The following is a 23116-nucleotide window of genomic DNA, read 5'->3' as shown; positions in this document are numbered from 1 at the left end:
CCGCCGCGCCCGCAACCCCGACGCGAGCCTAGAGCCCTCCACCGCGAGAGATGTCATAGAGCTTCCACGCGGGGAAGCGGTCGGCGTCGCCTGCCCCCTGCCCGCTGCTCACCAACTGCGTGCGGCGCAACATGAGACGCAGATGGCGCGCCGCGTCGTCGCCGCTCCGCGGGCCGGTGTCGAGGAGGACCGCGGTCGAGTTCCCCTCGGGATCACGCACGACCGCCTCCACGGGGTGCCCGTTGACCCGTTGCCCGAGAGCGACCGTGCTGCCGGGCCGTTGGCACAGCTCCCGGTAGAGGCGCTTGAGCTGATCTGTCGGGGTCGCGTCACCGTCCGTCCGCGCGGTCTCCTCGGCTGCTGCCAGTAGGTCGGTGGCGATGCCCTTGCGCGCCCGCCAGTACGCGGCGTCGCCGACCACGATGAGATGGCTACGGGCCCGGGTGATGGCCACGTTCCAGAGGTTGAGCTGGCGTTCGACCCAGCTGACGGCGCCGCTGCTGATTCCCTCCGCCGCGACGAGGGAGAAGACCATGGCGTCGCGCTCGCCGCCCTGGAACGTGTGCACCGTCCCGATGCGGAGACGGTCCTCGTCGAAGGCGGCGAGCCGGCTGCGGAGTTCTTGCGCCTGGCCCTTGAAGGGGGTGACGACGCCGACTGTCGCTTCGGGCGGCAGGTGGCGCAGCAGGTAGTGCACACACTCCCGCACGCGGTCGGCCTCCTGCCCGTTGACCCACGAGGCGCCGTGAGGAGGGCGCGTGGCATGGCCGGGGATGTCGGACCAGGTGACCGGTGGCCGTGACACCGCGGGCCGGTCGCGGATGTCGGTGAGTACGGTCAACTCGCCATCGTAGAAGCGCCTGTTGGACAGCTCCGCGATATCCGGGTGGCAGCGGAAGTGTTCGTCGAGGAGAAGGGTGCCGTTGGCTGACTGGGCGGCTGCGTGGAATGCGGAGTGCCGTCGGTAGGCCAGGCGGTGCTTCTCCAGCCAGTCCGCGTGCAGACCCGTATCGCGCCGGATGAGGGCCTCGCGTTCCGGGCCGATCTCGGCGATGTGGGTGAGCTGTCGGGCGTCGCCGATGACGAGCGCGCGCCGCGCGCGGAAGAGCAGCGGAATCACATGGGGGATGGCGCACTGGCTCGCCTCGTCGATGACGACCACGTCGAAGAGGGCGGGTTCGATCGGGAATCGCCGGGCCGAGAGGCTGGTGACGGCCCAGGCGGGGACCGCCGCCCGCTCGCGCCGGCCGTGGGCGCGGCCCAGGACCTCGCGAAGAGCCGGCCAGTCGCTCCGGCCTCCCTCTCCGGCGGTGAGGAGGCCGATGATGCGCTGCCGTCCGCGGGCGGCAGCGCCCTGCACCGCCGTGTCGAAGTGGATGAGCGAGGCGGTTCGGACGGTCTGTTCCGCTGAGTTCAGCCGCGCGGCCAGATCGTCGTCGCGGATGTCCGCCGCGAAGCCGTGTCCGTGGCGCCAGGTGACCTCGGCGCGGATGAAGTCGGCGAGAGCACGGCAACTGTCCGCTGGGTCACGGTCCTGCGTACGCAGGCGGCGTGTACGCAGAAACCTCTCGCGCCGCCAGTTTCCCAACACGCGGGCGTGTGCGAGGCGCTGGGCCTTGCGGGCCAAGGGCTCCAGATCCGGTGTGTCCGACAGGGCGCGGATCACTTCGGCGAGTGGCAGGCCGAGCCCGTTCGCGTGCGACACCCGCGCCTCGCCCGCCACGAGCAGCTGCCGTTCCGCCGTCGCCGCTTCCGCGAGCGCTTGACGTGCCTTCGCGAGGTCGTCGCTCGCGATATCCGTGTCCATGGCCGCCGTGGCCGAGGTGCCGGCGGGCTGTGTCGCGGTACGCAGGACGTGCAGGGCGTCGGCCTCGGTCTGGGTGTAGTCCTTGGCCTTCGTCCGAGAGCCGGTACGGACGAGGCTGCTCGGGACGAGCTTCTCGCAGCGCTGCCAGACTTCGTCGACGGCTTCGTTGTTGGTGGAGGCCACCAGGACGGACTGACCGTTCGCGACCGCGGTGGCCACGAGGTTGGCTACGAGCTGGCTCTTGCCCGTGCCGGGCGGGCCGGTGGCCACGGTGAGACGGCGGGTCATGGCGGAGTCGATGACCGCCGCCTGCCCTTCGTTGCACAACAGCGGGGTCACCATGCGCGCTGGGGGCTGGTCGACGTGCGAGAGCGCCTGCTCGCGCTCCGACGGGTCTGGGGAGAGCACGGCCAGCGCCGTCGTTTCGATGGCTGTCCGGCGGCCGTCGATGTCGTCGAAGTCCTTGAGGAGTTTCCTGGTGAAGTTGGTGTCGGGCAGGGCGCTGAACAGGACAGCGGTGTTTCGGGCTCCGTGACCGGGAGTGCGGATGTCGATCTCAGGATCGAGGCTGTGGGGACGAGGCTCCTGCACGCAGGGCAGCTCGAAGTCCTGGGCGAGCAGATTGCGTACCTCGACGGCCATCCGATCGTGCTGCCCCCGGTGCCACGTGGGCTGGAAGGTGGCGGCGAGCTCGGCGGCGTCCTCGTCGCTGAGCCACTCCTTGGCCAATTGCGGGTGTGGTTGGACGGGGCCGTACGGCTTGAGGCGTACCGTCCCGTCCTGCTGTACGACCTCGACACGGCGCATGAGCAGGGGCGCGAACTTCGGATGACGCCAAGGGCGCCCCTCCCGGGGCCCGTTGAGGACGACGGCCGGGTACCCGGCCCACAGTTCGGCTTCCTCCTCGACGGTGGACTTGATCAGGTCCCCGGCCTCCGCCGGCACCGGGACACAGCCGTCCTCGTCCACCTCGCCGGACAGGAACCGCTCCGCCCCGGAGAGGCAGACGTATGACGCGTCACGCCCGCCGACCGGCATCAGCGGCGTCTTGGTGTCCTCGGACAGCACGCACCGCCGGTAGTACTCCAGCAAGCCACCCCACGTGGGCTGCGCACGCGGGGACTTCGGTGCGGGGGTTCCTGATGCCTGATCGGCGGCGTCGGATGGCTTGCGTCTCAGGGGCACAAGCTGGGGCGGCCGTCCGAGCGGGCAGTCCGCCAAGATGATCCTGTCGTCGACGCCGTACGACGAGTGCGTGGGGACCTGACGTCCGCCCTGCGCCTTCATGCGTCGGTTGACGTACTCGAAGAGGTCGTTGACCGTGACCCTGCCCGTGCCGTTCTTGCCCACTTTGCCGGTGCGCAGGGCTTCGATCACCTCGCCGGTGAAGGCGGAGGGCTGAATCTCCTCGGTGGTGTTCCGGTCGGCGTAGGAGTCCTCACCGGCTCGCGAAGACGACAGGACGTAGGCGCCACGGCTCGTGAGGAGCTTGTCCTCTTCCGGCCGAGCGGCTGAGGCGGCGCCCTTGGGGTCCGACGTGCGCAGGCCCACGGCGAAGCCACCGCTGCGACAGCAGTCGATCATCACGACCTTCTGCTGGGCCACGCACTGTTCGAGTTGTTCGTTGACGAACCCGGCGCTGACGCCGGTCTCGGCGACACGGTCGTAATTCGTGTCCGTGGCGACGAAATAGAACTCCCCGCCGGAGCGCACCAGACGGGTGCCGTGTCCGGATACGTACACGAAGGCCAGCTCGTCCTCGTCGCACTTTTCCAGGAGGAAGTCGCTGACGGCCTGGCGCATGTCATCGGCGTTCAGATCCCTGTGGGAGTCGATGGACGCGAAGCAGCCGATGTTGGGGTTGCGCAGAACCTGTTCCAGCCCCCACACATCGGCGTGCGCGGACGGCAGCGGGCCGAAGCGATCGTCGTCGTACCGTTCGTTGCCGATCAGAAGAGCCCGACGGCGCGGGAGGCCGGTCACGGCGCGTCACCGTCCGCGCGGTTGTTCTCGTCTGCCGTCACGCGGTCCAGGAAGTCGTTCACCATGCGTTCCTGATCAGGGTCCGGGCGGCTCGGAACGATGACCGAACGGTCCCCGTACGTGAGCTCGACCTTCCGATGGCGCTCCTTGGCACACCACTCCTTGATCAGGGTGGTGAGGATCTGTGCGGCAGCGCGGGACGTTGTGGTGGCCACGGTCGCCCAGAGCGCCACGTCGCCGGCCCCCGCCCCCTTCTGTCCGTCTGCCGCCGTGTTGTCGGCGTCGACGAAGCCGCAGCTGAATTCGTCTACGCCATTCAACGTGGAGTGGAGGTCACGGGTGAGCCGCTCCTGCCGCAGTGTGTCGCCGGCGGTCGGCACCACCAGCCGCCACCGCTCGGGCTGCCGGCTCTCTTGCTGCATCTCGTGCTCCTCGCTGTGGATCGCGACCTGCTGAGGGACCACAACGACTCCTGTTACTCCGGGGCGAACGGTCGCTACGGGCTGGAGGAGGCGCATGGCCATGACGGAACCATCCTCGCGCAGAGGGACGGGACGATCCCAATCCCGGTCGCCTCGGCCGGCGAACACCGTGTCCTAGCGCCTCGGAAGTGTCTTCGCTTAACGTGCTCTGCTCCACGAGCAGTTGGCGTGCAGGGCTCCCCGCGCGGCGTCGCGGCGCCCTGCCGGACCTACGTGCTCACCGCGGCAGTACACCGACAGGACGAAGCCCATATGAAGCGCATCCTTCTACTCGCTGTGTCAGCCGCCCTCGCTCTCCTCGGCCCGGCTGCCACGTCCGCCTCCGCTCAATCCGATGCCCCACCGGTGGCCCCCGCCCAGGGCACGCCCGCCTTGCCCGAACCCACCGGAGCGCACCGCATAGGCAGCACCACTCTGCATCTGGTGGACCGGGACAGAGCCGATCCGTGGGTGCCGCAGGAGAAGCGTGAACTGATGGTCACCCTCTGGTATCCAGCGAGAACGCCCTCCGCAACCCCCGCGCCCTACATGACCGCGGACGAGTCCAAGCTGTACGTGCAGTCCAATGACATACCGCTCCCACCGACCGTGATGACCACGGTCGTGACCCACTCCACCGTCGGCGCCGCGCCGGTCAGGCGCCCCGGCGGGCTGCCCTTGGTCCTTCTGTCGCCGGGTTACGGAATGCCGCGCGCCACGCAGACAGGTCTGGCCGAGGAACTGGCCAGCCGCGGCTACGCCGTCGCCGCGATCGGGCACAACTACGAGGCCTACGGCATCTCCTTCCCCGATGGGCACACCACCTCCTGCGTGATCTGCGGCGCCCCGGACTACCAGAAGACGGGAGACACCCGGGCCGCGGACGTCTCGTTCGTACTCGACGAACTCAGCGGCACCCACCCGGCGTGGAAGGGCGGCCCGCCCATCGACACCGGCCGCACCGCCATGGTCGGACACTCCGCCGGAGGTTTCAGCACGATCCCGGCCGTGCTGCGGGACGCGCGTATCAAGGCCGCGGTCAATATGGACGGCAACTTCCGGTACCAGAACGACCTGCCCGTGGACCGGCCTTTTCTGATGCTGGGCCAGCCCAGCCACGTGCCCGGCGGCGAGGACGCCACGTGGGACAAGACCTGGAATCAGCTCACCGACTGGAAGCGGTGGCTGAGCGTCGACGGGATGGAGCACCTGTCCTTCACCGATCTGGCGCCCCTGGCCAAGCAGTTCGGCATTCCGCTCCAGGAACTCGACGGTGACCGCGCCGACAGGCTCACCCGCGCCTACGTCGCCGCGTTCGTCGACACGCACCTGCGCGGACGGCACGTTCCCCTGCTGGACGGGCCGTCACCGCGGTTCCCGGAAGTGAAGTTCCAGCGGCCGTAGCCCCCGTCGGCGTTCAGGGCGGTGCCGACGGCCGAAGCTCAGACTCAGAACTCGCGGTCGCCAGAGCCGAGGTCCGCCACCCTCCGGTCGGTGAGCTCCCCGGGGCAGGCTCCGATCACGATCATGGGGAAGCCGACGATCCGCAGGAAATGATGCGTTGCCGTCCTCGCGATCGAGCCGCCGAGCAGCCGGTTCCAGAACGAACTCTCGCTCTCCAGATCCGCGGCGACCACGATCGGTGATGTCAGGCTGAAGTTCACGCTGTCTCTCCTCGGTTCCTGTGGGGTGCGGCTCGGACCGTTCGAAACCGTTGATGGACGTCGACGCCACGGCCCGCCGGGCCATGAGTGGTCAGCCGGTCGGCATGGGGTCGCGGACCGGAGCGGGTTCACCGGGTTCGTCGGCGCCGCGCGGGGGCGGTCGGCGTTGGTGGAGGCGATCACCGGGGGCGGGAAAGGGAGGACCGTGGTCAGTTTTCCGCCGGGCCTCCGGGGGCAGCCGGTACAGAGGGGGCGGTGCGGGAATGTCCTCACCGCATGCGGATACCCGCGCTCGCGGAAAGGCTGGAAGGCCGGAAAGAAGCCGGAAAGAAGGAGAGACCAGCATGCTCATGGCCCACCCCGCGGTACTGGACAACCTCCTCGGTGAATACGAGGCCCTCACGGCCCTGCGCGCCGGACACGGCAGCCGCGACATCCGGCAGCGGATGGACGACGTCGCCTACACGCTCTGCGTCTCCACCGGCACCCGCGACATCGACACCGCCATCATCGCCGCCCGTTTCCAGCTGCCCGGGGCCCGGCCCGAAGACGACTCGGTGCTCTGTTCCACCGGCGCGACGCGGTCGGCGGCCCTCGGGGCCTGACGGCCCGGCAGCATGCGGACGGCCGCGACGGAGCCTGCGCCGGGGCCGTCCGCACGCCCGGCGGGGCGATCGGCGGCGGCTACCCGTGTCTGGCGACCATCTTCTCGATCTCCCGGAGAACGAGGTCGGGCCGGTCCTTGGGAACCTCGTGCGAGCTGCCCCCGGCGGTGACGAGCGTCCGGTTGGGAGCCGCCTCGACGAACTCGGCAGCGGCGTCGCGCCACCGCTGGACATCCTGCGGGGAGCCGTCGAAGGGGGTCTTCTCCGACACGATGACGCGCGCGGGCACCGAGTGGGGCCAGGCGGCCTTGTGGTAGGCCCTGTGCATCGGCGTGTAGCTCTCCGCGGTGGCGATCAGCTGGCGGTTCGCCTTGGTCGAGGGGTCTCGCTTGGCGGCGTCGACCTGCGGCTTGGCCGCGGCGACGAGACGGGCGATCTCCTCGTCCGTGTACAGGGGCGGAAGGCTCGCGTCGACGAGCACCGCGCCCGAGACCAGCTGCGGATGCGCGCGGGCGAAGTAGGTCGCGACCTCCCCGGCCTGAGAGTGGGACACCAGGATCACGTTCTTGGTGACGCCCAGTTTTCTCAGCCCCGTCCCCAGGTCATCGACGGCGTTCTCGACCTTCCACGGACCGGGTACTTCGTCACTGGCTCCCATGCCGGCCCGGTCGTAGGTGATGATCTGGGACCAGGTGGCCGCGTGCAGTTCGCCAACGATGTTCTTCCACTGCGAGGAGTCCTCGCCGCCGCCGGCGTCCAGGACGATGGCAGGCAGACGGCCCGGGGTGACGTGGAAGGCCAGTCGGTGGCCTCCGTTGTCGATCATGCGGAGCGTCGAGTCGGCCGTCTTCCCGGACCCCGAGGGGACCGCGGACGAAGCCGGGCCGGGAGGGGCGGACGCCGTCGGTGCAGGCGGGCTCGGCGAGGCTGTGTCCGCGGGGCCGGACGAGGCTGCCGCCCTGGTGGACGACGCATCGCGATCTCCGTCGTCGCAAGCCGTGAGGCTGACGGCCGCGACCGTCAGTAAGACGAAGGCCGGCAGCACGCGTTGCGTGCGCCCACCGGGCAGTTGCGTGCGCCCACCGGGCAGAGGAGGGAGTCTCATGAGTGTCCTTCGGCGTCCGGTCGTGGTTGGGCCATCACCATCCTTCGGCGCGCGCGGCGTTGGGAACAACCGGCTGCCACGCTGATGAGCGGTGTCGGTGAGGCCCCGCGGAGGGGCGGGGAAACCCCCCGTACGCCTGGCGGCGCGGCCCGTCGCAGCCGGTCAGCACGGTTCGCGTCCTGAGGTTTCGCCGTTTCGCGGTGGTTGCTTCGCTGGGGGCGCGTCCGGACCAGCCCACCCGGGGCGCCGCCACCATGCACCCTCGCCCGCAAGAACCGGCCTGACACAGAGGTTCTCGTCCGCCACCACGGCCCGTTCCGCCGCTGCGGACGGTCGACTCGTGTTGCCGTCCGTTCACTGCGAAGTTCGGAGCGCCCAGCCTGCCGCAAGGCCGGACGGCTCCGAGGCTTACTCGACTGACGCGGCTGCTGCGTCGCAAGTGCGGACGTGCTGCGTGAGGAACAGGGCCGCGCGGTCCAGCGCCTGGTCGGCCTCGTCGAGAACGCCGGCGAAAGCCTGGAACACGTGGGGCGCGTCGGCGGTGATGTCGAGGATGACGTCCACTCCGGCCGCGCGGGCGCGGGCGGCCAGGCGGGTGGAGTCGTCCAGCAGGACCTCGTTGGTGCCAACCTGGATGAGCATCGGGGGGAAGCCGGTCAGGTCGGCGAGGACGGCCGGGCTGAGCAGGGGCTGGTGCGGGTCCTGTCCGTCGAGGTACATGGCTCCGGTGTGTTCCATGGACTCGCGGGTCAGGATCGGGTCGATGCCTTCCTTGGTGTCCATGCTCTCGCCCGTGCGGGTGGAGTCGAGGGCCGGGGAGAACATCACGATGGCGGCGGGCAGCGGGAGGCCCGCGTCGCGGGCGGCCAGGCAGGTCGTGATGGCGAGGCCGCCGCCGGCCGAGTCCCCGGCGAACACGATGGCCGAAGGGTCCTGACCGCTGTCGAGGAGAGCGCGGTAGGCGCTCAGTGTGTCGTCGATCGCGGCCGGGAACGGGTGCTCGGGGGCAAGCCGGTAGTCCAGCGAGTACGCCCCGAAGCCGGTCTTGGCGACGAGGTGTCCGGTCAGCGACAGCGCGGTTTCGGGGGAGCCGTACACCCAGCCGCCGCCGTGGAAGTACAGGACCGTCGCGGCGCGCGGCCCGTTGTCCGGCTCGACATGCAATGCGGGTCGGTTGCCGAGCGTTGTCGGCGCGGTGCGGATGCTGCCGGGCACGATCATCTGGGCCATCAGCACCTTGAATCCGGCTCGGATCGCCTCCACCGACTGGGGGCCCTCCGGCCGCGGCTGCCGCAGCAGTGCGTCGACCTGTGCGCGCTGTTCCTTGCTCATCTTCTTCTCCCGCCGTAAGTAGCTTCCAGCGAACTATATGCCGAGGCATCTAAAGTAGACTATATGTCATGGCATCTACATCGAACCGTGACGCGGTCGACCTCCCGGGCTTCTTCGCCGACCTGGTCCGATGCGAGACACGTCTGTACAACGCCCTCAACGACCGTCTCCGTGAGCGGCACGCGATCGTCACCTCACAGTTCGAGGCCCTGCGCTATCTGCGCGACCACCCCGGGGCCCGCGTGGCGGACCTCGCCGCCGAATTCGCCATCGGCATCGGGGCGGCCAGCAAGTCCGTCGACCGTCTGGAAAAGCAGGGGTGGGCCGTCCGGCAGCCGAATCCATCCGATCGCCGGTCCTCACTGCTGGCCCTGACCGACGACGGCCTGAAGCTGGCCGACGCGGCAGAGGGGACCTTCACCGAGCGGTTGGCCGAGCTGACCGCGGATGCGCTCAAAGCCTCCTCTGTGACGGCCGCCGCGCAGGCTCTCTCGGAGCTGCGTTCCGTCCTGGAGCGCGACCAGATCGGTACGCCCACAGGCTGACGCGTATTCCCGCCCCAACCCCAACCCCAACGCCCAGGCGCTGTCAGCCGTCGCCGTCGGCGGTGAACCGGTGGTGACCGGGGGAGAGCGGCGATACTCGCCCGCGTACGCCGCTCGGCTCCGGCTGACCGGCTCCCGGACCGTCGCGGCGGCGAGGGGCGCGGCCGGTGCCCGAGCGGTCCGCGGTGTCCGGGTCCCGGCCGTCGGTGCTACGGGCTCGGCGCACCGCGAAGCGGCCGCCGCCCCGCGCTCGTAGCGCCGGAGGCTGACATACCGTCAACCGCCGACTGGCGCGCCGAGTACGTGCGGGCGGAATCGGATGATGGCGGCGGCGGCCGCGTCGGGGTGGCTCTCCAGGAGGAAGTGCCCGCCGTCGAGCAGGGCGATCTCCGCGTCCGGGGCGTCGCGTCGGAACGCCTCCGCGCCGGCCGGCGCGAAGATCTCGTCGTTGCGGCCCCAGATCGCGAGGACGGGGACACGGCTCGACCGCAGCCAGTCGTGCACCGCCGGGTACAGGGCCCGGTTGCTGGAGTAGTCGCCGAACAGGGCGAGTTGGGCGCGGTCGACGCCTGGGCGGGCAAGAAGCGCCAGGTCGTGCTCCCAGGCGTCGGGGTCGATCAGGCTGGGGTCGGGGACGCCGTGGGTGTACTGCCACTCGACGGCTTCCCGGCCCAGGGCGGGCCGTAGCCGCGCCTCGTTCTCCGGGCCGCGCTGCGCCCCGTAGGCCCAGATGGGTTCCCAGAAGGCCGGCACGAACCCTTCTTCGTAGGCGTTGCCGTTCTGCGAGACGACGGCGAGAACCGCTTCCGGGGACGCCAGCGCGAGTCGCCAGCCGATAGGCGCGCCGTAGTCCTGCACGTAGATCGCGTAGCGGTGCACGCCGAGGTTGGCCAGGAAGCCGCGGGTCACCTCGGCGAGGGCGTCGAAGGTGTAGGCGAAGTCCGCCACGTCGGGCGCCGACGAGCGGCCGAAGCCGATGTGGTCGGGCGCGATCACCCGGTACGGGCCGGCCAGCGCCGGGATCAGGCGCCGGAACATGTGGGAACTCGTCGGATAGCCGTGCAGCAGCAGGAGGACGGGGGCGTCCGACGGGCCCGCCTCCCGGTAGAAGACGGTCAAGCCGTCGACGTCCACGGTCCGGTGATGAACGGCAGCCACAGTAACCTCTTAAATCAATTTAAAGGGTTAGGATATGCTGATCATGCACAGCGCCATATGGCGTGTCAAGGGAGGGCGGGCCGTGGTCGAGGACGAGGAACTGCTGCTCACCGTGGTCAACAGCGCCCCGGTGATCGACGGGCGCCCCGCGGACGCCCTGCGCGCACAGGGGGCGGCGGACTGGGTGCGGGCGCTCGGAGGGCGTGGCACGAAGGAGGAGTGCGACCGCCTGCGCCAGGTACGTGACGCGCTGCACCTGCTGATCCGGGGGGCGTCCTCAGATGTCAGCGGCCTTGCCGCCGCGCTCGACCGGGCGCGGCTTCGCCCTGCCGTCTCGCCCGCGGGCGTGTCCTGGCAACTGGAGGCAGCGCCCGATGAGGAACTCGCGGCCCGCGTCGTACTCGCGTGGTCGCGCGTCACCACGGAACTGCCGCGACGGCTGCGGGCCTGTGCGAATGAGGAGTGCAACCTGTTCCTCATCGATCACAGCCGGCCCGGGACTGCCCGGTGGTGTTCCATGGCAGCCTGCGGCAACCGGATGAAGGCGCGGACCCACGCGCGCAAGCGGCGCGTCGAGGAGTGACGGCCCGAGCGGAAGCCGCGTACGACCGTACGACCGCGAGCAAGCGCGGGCGCGGCTCCGGTACGTCCAGCGTCACACGTATGGCGTGGTCACCTCACACCTGCCGGAGGCGCCCAGTGCGGTGGCTCGATGAACCAGACGACCTTGCCCGCGCCGGGCCCGAGTGCCACGCGGAACGCACGGGGGCCCCGCGAACAGTGCACGTGAACGTCTGAACGCGGCCGGATCGATCAGGAATCGAGAAGCGCGGGACGCGGGCCGGTTCTAGCCTGCTCGCCATGGACATCACCATTCATACGAGCTTCCTGCCGCACGACGACCCGGACGCGTCGCTCGCCTTCTACCGCGACGTCCTCGGCTTCGAGGTCCGCGGCGACGTCGGGCAGGGCAAGATGCGCTGGATCACGGTCGGCCCGGTCGGCCAGCCCGACACGTCCCTTCTCCTGGCGCCGCCGGTCGCCGACCCGGGAGTCACCGAGGACGAGCGCCGGACCATCGCCGAAATGATGGCCAAGGGCACCTACGGCTGGATCCTGCTGGCCACCCCTGACCTCGACGCCACATTCGAGAACGTACAGGCCGGTGACACCGAGGTCGTCCAGGAGCCGACAGAGCAGCCGTACGGTATCCGTGACTGCGCCTTCCGCGACCCCGCCGGCAACCTGATCCGCATCCAGGAGCTCCGCTGAGCCGTGCGGGCGTCGCAGCGGCCGTAGTCACCGGCACCGCGACCACCTGAGAGGAACGCGGCGCACCACCGCAGAGGCACCCGCCTCGTCGGCCGCCCGCCAAGGCCGCGTCCTCGGCTCCGGCGGGCCGGTCCTCGTCGCCGATCGCCTGGAGCGCCTGTCCCGGCAGGCGCTCCAGGCGGCCCAGGCGGCCCAGGCGGCCCAGGCGGCCCAGGCGGCCCAGGCGGCCCAGGCGGCCCAGGCGGCCCAGGCGGCTCGTAGGCGTCGATGCGAGGAAGATGGAAGAGAAAGGAAAGGGGGAGTGCTCCCATGTGCCGGCCCGAGTGGCGGCGCGCACGCGCCGATGCGCAGCGCCTCACTGATCTCGCCCGGTTGCGCCGCGTCCGCGACCGGATCGACAGGGAGTACGCGCAGCCGCTGAACGTGGAGGCGCTCGCCCGCGGCGTGAACGTGTCCGCCGGGCATCTCAGCCGCCAGTTCCGGGCCGCGTACGGCGAGTCGCCGTACGCGTACCTGATGACGCGTCGCATCGAGCGCGCGACAGCGTTGCTGCGGCGGGGCGACCTCAGCGTCACCGAGGTCTGCTTCGCCGTCGGCTGCGCGTCGTTGGGCACGTTCACCACTCGCTTCACCGAGCTGGTCGGCATGTCGCCCGGCGCTTTCCGGCGCCGCGCGGCGGATGCGGCGGCCGACCCCGCCGATGCCGCGAGTACGGCCGGTGGCGCGGGGCCCGCGGTCACGGTGGAGGGGATGCCGGCGTGTGTCGCGAAGCAGGTGACAAGACCGGTCAGGAATCGAGAAGCCCCGGCAGCCGAGCGGCCCCTAGCGTGACGGTCATGACATCCACCGCATCCACCGCATCCACTGTCTCCATCGCGACCGTCACCCTTGAGGTGGCCGACCCGGAGGCCGCCCAGCGCTTCTCCGCCGCCTTCGGAGTGGACGCGCACCTACGCCTACGGGCGTCCGAGGCGCACTCCACCGGATTCCGCGGCTTCACCCTGGCGCTCACGGTGTCCCGCCCGGCCACCGTCGACAGCTTCCTCGCCGCCGCGGTGGACGCCGGTGCCACGGTGCTGAAGCCCGCCGCGAAGTCGCTGTGGGGCTACGGCGGCGTCGTCGAGGCCCCGGACGGGACGATCTGGAAGGTCGCGACCCCGGCGAAGAAGGACACCGGCCCGGCCTCCCGCGAGATCGACGAGATCGTCCTCCTGCTCGGCGTCGAGGACGTGAAGGCCGGCAAACAGTTCTACGTCGGCCGGGGCCTGACCGTGGCCAGGAGCTTCGGCGGCAAGTACGCCGAGTTCGCCTCCAGCGGGTCCAGCCCCGTCAAGCTGGCGCTGTACAGGCGCCGCGGCCTCGCCAAGGACCTCGGCGTCCCCGCCGACGGCACCGGCTCGCACCGCATCGTCCTCGGCAGCACCGTCGGCCCCTTCACCGACCCGGACGGCTTCGCCTGGGAGGCCGCCGCGTAGCTCGCCCCGCGCCGTCAGCACTCTCCTGGCTCCCGGTCTTGAACTCCGGGTGTGAGCAGTTGCCGTACGGAAAGTGCCGCTGAGATTGATCATGGTCTGTTAGCGCATCTATCGGGGGCGCCAGGCCAGGGTCTGCGCCTCTTCCCGGACCCGGACGCGGCCGAAGACGACGAGAGCCGACTGACCGCGTGCTGAGTGGCTGCACAGTGGCCGAGGGGTCTGATGTGCCTGGCAGTCGATAGCTGCCTCAGAAGCCGAAGGAGTTGTGCGGTTCGGGGTCGATGCGGAACAGCCGGGTTAGCTGCGCGATCACGCCGTCGGCGTGCGGAGTGATGCGGCCCGCGTAGGTCAGGTCATGCGCCGACATGCCCCCGAAGTAGAGCGAGCTGAGTGCCGAGATTGTGATGGTCAGATCCGCCTGCTGGTCGGTGGCAACGCATGTCACCGAAGTACCGTCTGCGCGAAGAAGCCATGTCCGGTTGTTTGCCGGGCACATTTGGTCGTCATCGACGGTGAAAGTCACCTCGCCGGCCGTGTCGTACGAGCGTTGCGTCAGGGCGCGGGGGACGTCGAGAAGGCGCGCCCACAGGTTGTCGGACTGGCGGGTGATGCGCATCGCCCGCGGGTTCGCGAGCATCCACCGCAGTGGTTCGTCGCGCGGACGGCCAGGCGCCACGATGGTTTTGGTGAGGTCGAAGTCGACCAACAGGCTCCACAGTGCGCGATAGGCCGTCGGGTTCGTCGCCTCCAGCGCCTCGACAACCAGGATTCCCGCGTTGACGGCTGTCGGGGACCACGGCAGTCGAAAGTTGGCGATGCCGTCTACTCCGCCGTGCTGGTCGCGGTGGGCGAGATATCGCAGCGGTCCGTTCGTGCCGTCCGCGTCGTCGGACAGCCTGTCCCAGCGCCCGGGCAGGGGGGTGAGCTCACCCACGCGGCTTGCCCGTACCTTCGCGTGCACCACAGGCCAGAACTGCCTGGCCTGCGTGGCGTCGACCAGCTCCAGCGAACCCGGATCGGGCGCTGCCGGACGGAGCACGGCTTCGTGACGGGCCAGCTCCCACCGCGTGCGGTATGTCGCCGGCGAGAACCCGAATCGGCCGTAGATGCTGCCCTCGCTGGCGCTGAGCATCGCCAACGGCTCGCCTCGGTCCAGGGCCGCATCGAACATGGCCTGCATCATCCGCCGCAGATAACCGTGTCGGCGGTGTGTAGCGATCACCCCGGTAGAAGTAACACCGGCCATCTTGACCGTACCCCCGCCAGGAACCGTCACGTCGAAGGAGATGGCGGCCGATGCGCCGACGCACGCGCCGTCTGCGAATGTCGCGATCGGATGGAAAGACTCGTCCTGGACGTCAGCTTCTGCCCACTCCTCCAACTGCTCGGTGGTCGCCGGAGTGCGCTGCGGGGGCCACGGCTCCGGACCACCGTGCCCCGCGGCATCAGCCGGCTCCCACTGCGGCAACCCGTTCGCGAAGGGCAAGGCCCGGTAGTACGCGTTCATTTCATCTCGCTGTGGTGGGCGCACCTGAGTAACCATGGCGAACATTGCACCCACAACCATCGTCTACAGACAACTGATTACTTGATCGCCGAGCTGTCGGCCTTCAAGAAACCTTCGATTTCTGAAGATCGCTCTGCGAGGCCGCCCGGACCCCGCAGAGCCTTCAAAGACCCCTTCAAATGCCTGGGCATTCAATAACCCCGAACCACCGTTTTTTGACATGATCCGTGGCCATGACCGCCCTCGAACCGGCCGAGCCGGGCCTCCTTGGCGCCGAACCACTCGTCCGCACCGAGATCAAGATCGGATACGCGCGAGTCCCGACCAGCGGGCAGAAGCTGGAGTGGCAGCTCGACGTGCTCGCCGCCGCCGGGTGCCGGAAGATCTTCGCGGACAAGAAGTCCGGCAAGAACGCGCTCCGACCCGAACTGAAGGCGTGCCACGCCTTCCTCGACCCCGGCGACACCCTCGCCGTCCCGAGCCTGGACCAACTACGGCCGCAGCCTCCAGGGCCTCATCAACATGGTCGCCGAACTGCGCGAGCGCGGGATCGGCTTCACCTCGCCGCACGGAACCCGGACACCACCGCCCCCGGCGGCCGGCTCGTCTTCCACGTCTTCGCCGCGCTCGCCGAGTTCATCCGCGAACTCATCGTCATCGGTACCAACGAGGGCCTGGCCGCCGCCCGCGAGCGCGACCGGGTCGGCGGGCGCCCGAGCGTCGCCACCGAGGAAGTCATCCGCGCCGCACGCGATCTACTGCCCGACCCCGGCCGCTCGATCACCTCGATCGCCAAGCTGCTGGGCGTCTCGCCGGGCACCCCTCTACAACCACACCCCGGACCTGCGCGAGCCGCTCGCTGGCACCGCGCCCCGTCAGCGCGAAGCGCCGACGAGGTAGGCCAACTTCAGCAAGATCAATCTCAACGGCACTTTCTGTACCGCGACTACTCTCACCCGAACTCCTGCCCCGGCCCGCCTCATCCCTGTACGACCTGCAAGCCCGGTGCCAGGCGATGGTCGGCATTCCTCACGTCGGACTCGGCAACTCGTCAGGCGACCGTACGGAGTCGCTCATGAATTCCAGCAGGATTTGGTGCACGTCACGCGTGCGCCGGTCAAGCCACGAGTCGCCGTGTGTGCGAGTGCCGGGCAGCAGGGCCCGGACGCGAGACGGCGGTCCTCGCCGGTGAGCCGGGCGAGCCCGACTGCCGGTTATCGTGCGGGACTTCGGCTGAGGGCTCTCGTGGTCTGCCCGTCCGTAGACCGAGGTCGTCGCATTAGGATACGGATGGGGGACTCGGTGGTTCTGCGTGCGCGCTGACCGTCCGGCACGTCGGCATGTCGTATGAGCTCCTCCGTAACCGACTTCTTCGCAGTCCGCCAGGAGCGCAACATGCCGTATACGGCAGAGATCAGCCGCAGCAATCCGACGAGCATCATCTTCCTCGTCGATCAGTCGACCTCCATGAGTGACCCCATCGGCGGTGAAGACCCCAAGCAGAAGGCCGATGTCGTTTCCGACTCCATCAACCGGCTCCTCACCGAACTCTCGGTCAAGTGCGCGAAGGAAGAAGGCGTACGTGACTACTTCCACGTCGCGGTAGTCGGCTATGGCGCCACCGTCGGCTCGGCGTTCGCGGGGTCGCTCGGCGGCCGGGACATCGTTCCCCTCAGTGAGGTGGCGGACAACCCGGCCCGCGTCGACGAGCGGAGCAAGAAGGTGTCCGACGGCGCCGGTGGTCTGGTCGAGACCGTGGTCAACTTCCCGCTGTGGATGGACCCGGTCGCGCACGGCGGAACGCCGATGAACCGCGCCCTTCAGTACGCCGAGAGCCTCGTCGCCGGCTGGACCGAGCGCTACCCGGCGAGTTTCCCGCCCATCGTCATCAACTTGACGGACGGTGAGTCGACCGATGGCGACCCGACCGCGGCCGCCGAGGCCATTACCTCGCACGCCACAGCCGACGGCGCGGCGCTCCTGTTCAACCTGCACGTATCCGCCGCGGGTGGCACCCCCACCGCCTTCCCCGACACCGCTGACGGTCTCCCCGACAGCTACGCGCGCACGCTCTTCGCCATGTCGAGCCCCCTGCCCAGCCATATGCGTTCGTACGCCGCCTCGCAGGGCCAACGGGTCAGCGAGGCGACCCGGGGCTTCGTCTACAACGCGGACATCGCCACGGTCGTACAGTTCCTCGACATCGGCACGCGCGCCACCGAACTGCGGTGACGGAGCGGCCCTCCTGCGTGTACGTCACCCACCTCGTTGCTCCCAAGGATGGGAGCACGGAGGCGGAATGCGAAGACGCCGTCGTCGTGCTTCCCAGCCGCTCGCACGACTACATGCTGAGAGAACCCCTCACCGCGGGCGTCTGTGACGGGGCGACGGAGAGCGCCCTGGCGAAGGACTGGGCCCGGCTGCTGTCCCGCTCGGCGGCCGAGCATGCCATGGAGTGGCCGGACCTGCTGGCCGGCGGCACCGCCTTCGAGGAGTTCGCGTCGTCGGCGGTGGCTCAGTGGGATCCATGGCTCGCGCGGTACACCCAAGCACGCGTTGTGGAAGGGCGCCCGTTGAAGTGGTACGAGCACACCAAGCTCGCCGAAGGCGCCTACGCGACTCTGCTCACCGTGCGCGTCGACCCGGACCCGGGTCCTGGCACCGACGACGCCGACACGGTTGAACCGGCGTGGCGCTGGCGGGCAGCGGCCCTGGGCGACAGCTGTCTGTTCCACTTGCGCGACGAGCGGCTGGTGCAGGCATTCCCGGTGGGCGACGCCGACGAGTTCGGCACAGTTCCCGACCTCTTCGGCAGCCGTAATCACGATGCGGCACTGCTGGCCTGCCGGACCCGGTTCACCGAAGGCCGATGCCGGCCCGGTGACCGACTGCTCCTGATGACGGACGCCCTGGCCGCGTGGTTTCTATCGGCCCCCGACCAGGACATCGCCGTACGTCAACTGCTGGAATTCTCCGGTCCCGATGATCTGAGCGGGTTCGTGGACTGGCTGAACGGTCTGCGGAGCTGTCGCCAGCTGCGCAACGACGATGTCGCTGTCGTACGGATCGATTTCGAGGGGCGGTAAACGTGAACTCGCCGACCGGGCCGCAGCGGCAATTCCCCAGTGGCGCCGCCTATGCGGAGGCTCTGCAGCATACGCAGCTGTGTTTCGAGCACCCTGAGCTCAAGGGCGCGAGGCCGGAGTTGACCAAGCTCGGCCTGCCCCGCCCCATCTCCGGTGCCTTCGCCAGCGTGTTCTCGCTGACCTCGGCCACGTCGGGCCAGCGGTACGCGGTCAAGTGTTTCACCCGCCACGTGCCTGATCAGGAACTCCGCTACCAGGCGATCAGCAGCCGTCTCGCGCAGCTGGATTCGGCCGGGCTCTCCCAGCCGTGGAAGCTCGGCTTCGAGTACCTTCCCGACGCGATCGGCGTCGGCCAAGAGCGCTACCCGGTTCTGAAGATGGAGTGGATCGAGGCGGTCACCCTCTCTTCCTGGCTCGACGACAACCACACCGACCAGTTCGCGGTCGGCCGTCTGGCCGACCGGTTCGAGGCTCTGATCCGCGATCTGTCGGAACACGAGATCGCCCACGGTGACCTCCAGCACGGGAACTTGCTGGTCGCGAGGGATGACACCTTGCGCCTGGTCGACTACGACGGCATGTTCGTGCCGGCTCTGGCGGGTCTCGGTGGCACCGAACGGGGCCACCGCAACTACCAGTCGCCCATGCGCGGCAACGACGATTTCGGGGTGGAGCTGGACCGGTTCTCCGCCTGGGTCATCTTCATGTCGCTCAAGGCAATCGCCACCGATTCCGCTCTGTGGCATCGGCTCCACGAGCCCAGCGGTGAGTTTCTGCTGCTCACAGAGGAAGACTTCAGGAACCCGGGCGGCTCCACAGGGCTGCAGACGCTCCTCAGCCATCCGGACGGAACGGTGAGCGGCCTGGCCGACCAGGTGAGGTCCTTGGCCTTCCAGCCACTGGACTTCCTTCCTCCGCTCGCTCACGCGGTTCCGAAACAGCGCAAAGCCGCGCCGAAGACTGCTGCGGCATCGGCTCCCTCACCGGCCGCCGCGTCACCGGGTACTGGAGGCGGGCTGCCCGGCTGGATGGCCGGGCATGTTCCCCCGCAGACCGCGCCGCCGTTTTCCCCGCCCACCGCCACTTCATCGGACGGCTTCCGCATCCGGACGCCGTTGGACGTCGTCACGGCCGTACTCGGGCCACTGTTGTTGGCCGTGACAGCCTTGATGGTCATCGGTGGGCTCCCGGTTCCCCTGATCGGAGCCGTCGCGCCCGTCATCCTCGCCGCCGCGATCATCGCCTTCGCCCGGAGCCGCCGGGTGGAGACGGCCCGGTCGCGGGCCGCCCTGGCCAAGTTGACCAACGAATTGGCCCAGCTTGGAGACCCCGCCAAGGCAGCGGAGAAACTGCACAAGGACAAGGCGAAGTTCGACGCGGCGGAGACGAAGCGGGCCACCGCCTACCCGCGGGACCAGGACAAGCTCACAGCCCAGTACCACAATGCGCTCAAGGAGGCCGAGAAGCGCAAGGTCCGCAAGCTGCGCGACATCGAGAAGGGGCTTCACGGCCTCTCGGAAGAACTCCGAAAAGCCTTGTCCAAAGCGCTCGTCGACAAACAATCGGCCTATGTCCGGGATCAGATGGGCCGCCGGCTGATCGCTCAGTCTCCGCCACACGGGATCGGCTCGACACTTGCCGCTCGGCTTGCCGCGGCGGGCATTCGAACAGCGGCTGACTTCACGGGGTACCGGCCGGTGCAGAACAGCTCCTACAACAGCACAGGAGCAGTACTCGTACTGACCAACGGCCGAGTCATCAACGTCCAGGGAATCGGCGAGGCCAAGGCCATCGCTCTCGACAGGTGGCGCGAAGACTTGATCGCGTCCGCCGTCGCCCGGCAGCCGACTGCCCTCAACACGGCGGAGCGACAGCAGATCGAGCAGGGCATCACCCGCCGCCGGGCTCAACTCATCGACCAGCGAAAGGTCGTGGAAAACGGTACTGATTCCTTGCGCGATCAGGCGCGGAGGCACTTGACCGAGGGCCAAGAACGGCTCGCCCAGGAGAACACGCTGGCAGGTGACCGAGCCCGGCACCAGCGGCAGGAGTTTGGCCGGCGTACGGTCGCGCTCCAGCAGAACAAGGTGCTCCACGGGACACTGAGCGCCTCCCTGGAGGCCGCCGGCCTCCAGCGCCGCGGGCTGTCTTTCGGGTGCTACGTACGGTTCCTCTACATCGGCCGCTGACGCTGAGTCCGGCGGCGGGCAGTGGCGCGGCTCGGTCGGGTCAGGGCCCGCGCGATGGCGTCGCAGCGACCGTACCGCCGTCGGCTTGAGGCTTACCCCGTCGGGAACCCGTACCCAGCCCAGTTCTCGGTCACCCGGCGCCGGATGTCGGCCGGGAACGAGTTGTGGAAGGACGCGGTGATGCCCCTGGTCTCGCCCTCGAACTGCTCCGGCAGCAGGCAGCTCGTGATGGATTTGCCGCCGCGGCCGGTGCGTGCCTCTTCCTCTGTGAGGTACGGGACCATGGGGATGCCCGGGGCCTGCGGGTAGAGGTACTGGCCCGTCGCCGGGTGGTGGCGGGTGGCCATAGCCCATACCACCTGGTCGATGTCGGTGATGTCGATGTCGTCGGCCACCAGGATCACCTTCGGCACCAGCCAACCCGTGTGGGAGTTGAAGAGCACCTCGGCCACCGCGTCGGCGAGCTGACGTTCGGTCATGCTCAGTTCCGCGAGGCGCCGGATGTCGATGGAGACGACGATCCAGCAGGTGGCGGCCTCGTAGGAGCACCAGGCCAGGGTGACGGGCAGCCCGCTGGAACGGAGCAGGTCCAGGCTGACGGCCGAGATCATGGTGCCCCAGATGGTGTGGTTCTCCTCCGGGGGTACGCCCGCCACGCAGATCGGCAGGATGGGGTCGTCGCGGAACGTCACCGCTTCCACGTGGAAGACGGGCTGCGGCCTGCTCCCGGCGAACGCGTAGCCGTGATATTCGCCCATCGGGCCCTCGGGGGCCGTCTCGTCAGGGCTGATGTAGCCCTCGACCACGATCTCCGCGTTGGCCGGGACGTAGAGGCCGTTGGTCTCGGTGCGGACCACCTCGACGGGGCTGCCTGCCAGCGCGCCTACGTAGCCGTCCTCGTTCACCTCGGCAGGCAGGGGCATGCCGGCCGCGGCCAGGGCTGCCGGCGGGGCGCCGAGGACCATGGCCCAGGGGGTGCGCTCGCCCCTCTCGCGCCACATCTGGTGGATCATGCCCAGGTGCTGCTGCGGCATGGCCGGGCCGACCAGGGTGTTCCGCCCGTGCAGCATGGCGCGGCTCACCGACCAGCTCGTCCACCGCTCGTCCGGGGTGCGTACGACGTGGAAGCCGTACGTTCCGAAGTACCTGCCTCCGTCGTGTTCGTGCAGGAGCGGCACCGGGAAGCGTTCCAGGTCGACGTCGTCGCCGGTGAGGATGTTCTCCTTGCAGGGGCCGGTCTCCACTACGCGCGAGGCGACGGGCTCCGCCTTCATCGCGGAGATCAGCTTCTCCAGCAACTCGCTCGGCGTGGTGTCGCGGGGGAGCCCGAAGTGGGCCGCCAGTCTTGCGAACGGGGCCGCCGGGGACGCGCTCAGCCCGGCGGGCGCGCCGAGGATGCGGCAGCCCGGAGCGCCTTCCGTCAAGGTGCTGAACAGCGGCGCGGGGCTCCTCGTGTCGTAGGCGCGCCGGGTGACGGCCCCGGCCTCAAGCGTCGGGCTGACCGGCTCGCGGATGTCGACCGCGTCGCCGCTGTCCAGCAAGTCCGCTACGAAGTCGCGGAAGTTGAGGGCGGCGCCGCTTTGCGGCGGGTGCGTCCGGGGCGTCCGTTGTGTCATTTGTGGGTCCCTCCTGTGAGCGCGGCGGTGGCGTCGCTGTCTTCCTGGCGGGTGGTCGGTCCCATGCCCTGCCAGCGTTTGGCGTTCGGCATATCGAGGCCGAACTGGTCGAGGACGCGCGCGACGATGTGGTCGACCAGGTCATCGATGGTCGACGGCTGGTTGTAGAACGCGGGGACCGGCGGCATCACCACGGCGCCCATCCGCGCCAGCTCGTACATGTTCTTCAGATGTACGGCCGACAGCGGCGTCTCCCGGGCCACCAGCACGAGCGGACGCCGCTCCTTGAGCGTCACGTCGGCGGCGCGTGCGATGAGCCCCTCTCCGTACCCCGTGTTGATGGCGGCCAGCGTCTTCATGCTGCACGGCGCGACGATCATGCCGTCCACCGGGAACGATCCGCTGGAGATCGACGCCCCCTGGTCGTCCGGGCTGTGGCACACCGACGCCAGCGCCCGTACATCGCGCAGCGAACAGCCGGTCTCCTGGGCGATCGTGGCCCGTGCCCAGCGGCTGACGACGAGATGCGTCTCGACGTCCAGTTCCCCCAGCGCCTTGAGCAGACGCACCCCGATGGGCGCGCCGGTGGCTCCGGTCATCGCGACGATCAGACGCACCATGTCGGCCTCCCTTCATTTCGTCACGCAGAGTTATTCCGTCTACGTCCTATTTCTCCAAGCTATAGTACGTGTACGTCCTAATCAACCGCAGTGGAGGTGGGAACGATGGCGCACGGGAACTCGGACTCCCGCGCTCTGCTCGACGCGATCGGCGGGGTCGGCCCCTTGGCGCGACAGCTGAACCAAGTGCACACCCGGCTCTGGTACGAGCAGGTGGACTCGGATCTCACCGGGCCGCAGTTCACGGTGTTGAGCCTGCTGTGCGAGCGGGGCGTCACGGATCAGGGCACGCTCGGCGCGCTGGCCCATCTCGACAAGTCGACCGCCGCCCCGCTGCTCGAACGGCTGCGCCGGCGCGGCCTGGTGGACCTCGCCAAGGACGAGAGCGACCGGCGGCGCAAGCTGGTGCGTATCACCGAGGAGGGGCGCGAACTGGCCGTCCGGCTGGCCCCCGCGGTCCTCGGCGTGAACGAGCAGATGCTTGCCACGTTCTCCGATGAGGAGCGGGAGCGGTTCCTGGGGCTGCTGCGCCGGGCGGTTCAAGGGGCTGAGCGCTAGCCGGGTCCTCCGCCCGGCCGGAGCGCACGGAGCGCGCCGACTGCTACGGCTAGGGCGCCGAGGCGTTACGGCCGGACCCCGCCGCGTACACGGCTGCCGTGCACCACCTCGCGCGCCGGGATACGTACCGCGA

The 23116-nt window shown here is 69.3% G+C and carries 21 protein-coding genes; 12 read left to right on the top strand and 9 right to left on the bottom strand.

Going from position 1 to position 23116, the window contains the following annotated elements; genetic code table 11:
- Window positions 1-28 precede the first annotated feature (28 nt).
- Entirely contained in the window at window positions 29-3790 is a 3762-nt protein-coding gene (locus AC07AB_RS13545) for a caspase, EACC1-associated type (RefSeq protein ID WP_478564934.1), read from the bottom strand.
- The gene (locus tag AC07AB_RS13540) at window positions 3787-4314 is read right to left on the bottom strand and encodes a hypothetical protein (protein ID WP_478564932.1); all 528 of its coding nucleotides are present in this window, start codon (window positions 4312-4314) and stop codon (window positions 3787-3789) included. Before AC07AB_RS13540 ends, AC07AB_RS13545 begins: the two co-directional genes overlap by 4 nt.
- Window positions 4315-4644: 330 nt before the next feature.
- On the opposite strand from AC07AB_RS13540, the gene AC07AB_RS13535 reads away from it, so the two are divergent.
- Complete coding sequence (locus AC07AB_RS13535; protein ID WP_478564929.1) at window positions 4645-5655, top strand: alpha/beta hydrolase family protein; 1011 nt, start codon at window positions 4645-4647, stop codon at window positions 5653-5655.
- Between the two features lie 44 nt (window positions 5656-5699).
- On the opposite strand, the gene AC07AB_RS13530 is transcribed toward AC07AB_RS13535, so the two are convergent.
- Window positions 5700-5915, bottom strand: coding sequence for a hypothetical protein (locus AC07AB_RS13530; RefSeq protein WP_478564926.1), 216 nt, complete (start codon window positions 5913-5915; stop codon window positions 5700-5702).
- 344 nt (window positions 5916-6259) lie between these two features.
- On the opposite strand from AC07AB_RS13530, the gene AC07AB_RS13525 reads away from it, so the two are divergent.
- Window positions 6260-6520, top strand: coding sequence for a DUF5133 domain-containing protein (locus tag AC07AB_RS13525; protein ID WP_478564923.1), 261 nt, complete (start codon window positions 6260-6262; stop codon window positions 6518-6520).
- A gap of 79 nt (window positions 6521-6599) precedes the next feature.
- Here AC07AB_RS13525 and AC07AB_RS13520 read toward each other — a convergent pair whose 3' ends face one another.
- A complete protein-coding gene (locus AC07AB_RS13520; protein WP_478564920.1) occupies window positions 6600-7346 on the bottom strand; it encodes an alpha/beta fold hydrolase in 747 nt (248 codons plus the stop codon).
- A gap of 687 nt (window positions 7347-8033) precedes the next feature.
- Window positions 8034-8957, bottom strand: coding sequence for an alpha/beta hydrolase (locus tag AC07AB_RS13515; protein WP_478564917.1), 924 nt, complete (start codon window positions 8955-8957; stop codon window positions 8034-8036).
- A 68-nt stretch (window positions 8958-9025) separates the two neighbouring features.
- On the opposite strand from AC07AB_RS13515, the gene AC07AB_RS13510 reads away from it, so the two are divergent.
- Complete coding sequence (locus tag AC07AB_RS13510) at window positions 9026-9502, top strand: MarR family winged helix-turn-helix transcriptional regulator (RefSeq protein ID WP_478564914.1); 477 nt, start codon at window positions 9026-9028, stop codon at window positions 9500-9502.
- A 276-nt stretch (window positions 9503-9778) separates the two neighbouring features.
- On the opposite strand, the gene AC07AB_RS13505 is transcribed toward AC07AB_RS13510, so the two are convergent.
- Complete coding sequence (locus AC07AB_RS13505) at window positions 9779-10660, bottom strand: alpha/beta fold hydrolase (RefSeq protein WP_478564911.1); 882 nt, start codon at window positions 10658-10660, stop codon at window positions 9779-9781.
- 43 nt (window positions 10661-10703) lie between these two features.
- Here AC07AB_RS13505 and AC07AB_RS13500 point away from each other — a divergent pair, with 43 nt between their 5' ends.
- The 4 genes from AC07AB_RS13500 to AC07AB_RS13485 all read left to right on the top strand — a co-directional run bounded on the left by AC07AB_RS13500 (window position 10704) and on the right by AC07AB_RS13485 (window position 13407).
- On the top strand, window positions 10704-11243 hold the full coding sequence (locus tag AC07AB_RS13500; RefSeq protein ID WP_478564908.1) for a CGNR zinc finger domain-containing protein: 540 nt from the start codon (window positions 10704-10706) through the stop codon (window positions 11241-11243).
- A 278-nt stretch (window positions 11244-11521) separates the two neighbouring features.
- Window positions 11522-11932, top strand: coding sequence for a VOC family protein (locus AC07AB_RS13495; protein ID WP_478564905.1), 411 nt, complete (start codon window positions 11522-11524; stop codon window positions 11930-11932).
- 309 nt (window positions 11933-12241) lie between these two features.
- Window positions 12242-12763: a helix-turn-helix transcriptional regulator gene (locus tag AC07AB_RS13490; RefSeq protein ID WP_478564902.1), complete on the top strand. Its 522-nt coding sequence runs from the start codon at window positions 12242-12244 to the stop codon at window positions 12761-12763.
- A gap of 5 nt (window positions 12764-12768) precedes the next feature.
- Window positions 12769-13407, top strand: a complete 639-nt coding sequence (locus AC07AB_RS13485; RefSeq protein ID WP_478564900.1) for a glyoxalase — start codon at window positions 12769-12771, stop codon at window positions 13405-13407.
- Between the two features lie 247 nt (window positions 13408-13654).
- Here AC07AB_RS13485 and AC07AB_RS13480 read toward each other — a convergent pair whose 3' ends face one another.
- Window positions 13655-14950 (bottom strand): GNAT family N-acetyltransferase, encoded by a 1296-nt coding sequence (locus AC07AB_RS13480; RefSeq protein WP_478564897.1) that lies wholly within the window; start codon window positions 14948-14950, stop codon window positions 13655-13657.
- 197 nt (window positions 14951-15147) lie between these two features.
- On the opposite strand from AC07AB_RS13480, the gene AC07AB_RS13475 reads away from it, so the two are divergent.
- From AC07AB_RS13475 to AC07AB_RS13460, 4 genes are all read left to right on the top strand, one after another.
- Window positions 15148-15993, top strand: a complete 846-nt coding sequence (locus AC07AB_RS13475; RefSeq protein ID WP_478564894.1) for a recombinase family protein — start codon at window positions 15148-15150, stop codon at window positions 15991-15993.
- A gap of 268 nt (window positions 15994-16261) precedes the next feature.
- A complete protein-coding gene (locus tag AC07AB_RS13470; RefSeq protein ID WP_478564891.1) occupies window positions 16262-17146 on the top strand; it encodes a vWA domain-containing protein in 885 nt (294 codons plus the stop codon).
- Window positions 17143-18000, top strand: a complete 858-nt coding sequence (locus AC07AB_RS13465) for a hypothetical protein (protein WP_478564888.1) — start codon at window positions 17143-17145, stop codon at window positions 17998-18000. Before AC07AB_RS13470 ends, AC07AB_RS13465 begins: the two co-directional genes overlap by 4 nt.
- Window positions 18001-18002: 2 nt before the next feature.
- Window positions 18003-20189 (top strand): protein kinase family protein, encoded by a 2187-nt coding sequence (locus AC07AB_RS13460; protein ID WP_478564885.1) that lies wholly within the window; start codon window positions 18003-18005, stop codon window positions 20187-20189.
- 92 nt (window positions 20190-20281) lie between these two features.
- On the opposite strand, the gene AC07AB_RS13455 is transcribed toward AC07AB_RS13460, so the two are convergent.
- Window positions 20282-21805, bottom strand: a complete 1524-nt coding sequence (locus tag AC07AB_RS13455) for a UbiD family decarboxylase (RefSeq protein WP_478564882.1) — start codon at window positions 21803-21805, stop codon at window positions 20282-20284.
- Window positions 21802-22422, bottom strand: a complete 621-nt coding sequence (locus tag AC07AB_RS13450; RefSeq protein WP_478565436.1) for a UbiX family flavin prenyltransferase — start codon at window positions 22420-22422, stop codon at window positions 21802-21804. The genes AC07AB_RS13455 and AC07AB_RS13450 overlap by 4 nt, the downstream gene beginning before the upstream one ends.
- A 108-nt stretch (window positions 22423-22530) precedes the next feature.
- On the opposite strand from AC07AB_RS13450, the gene AC07AB_RS13445 reads away from it, so the two are divergent.
- On the top strand, window positions 22531-22983 hold the full coding sequence (locus AC07AB_RS13445; RefSeq protein ID WP_478564879.1) for a MarR family winged helix-turn-helix transcriptional regulator: 453 nt from the start codon (window positions 22531-22533) through the stop codon (window positions 22981-22983).
- Window positions 22984-23116 lie beyond the last annotated feature (133 nt).

Source organism: Streptomyces sp. NPDC044033, assembly GCF_056434425.1.
This window is presented reverse-complemented; position numbering and strand designations above follow the sequence as displayed.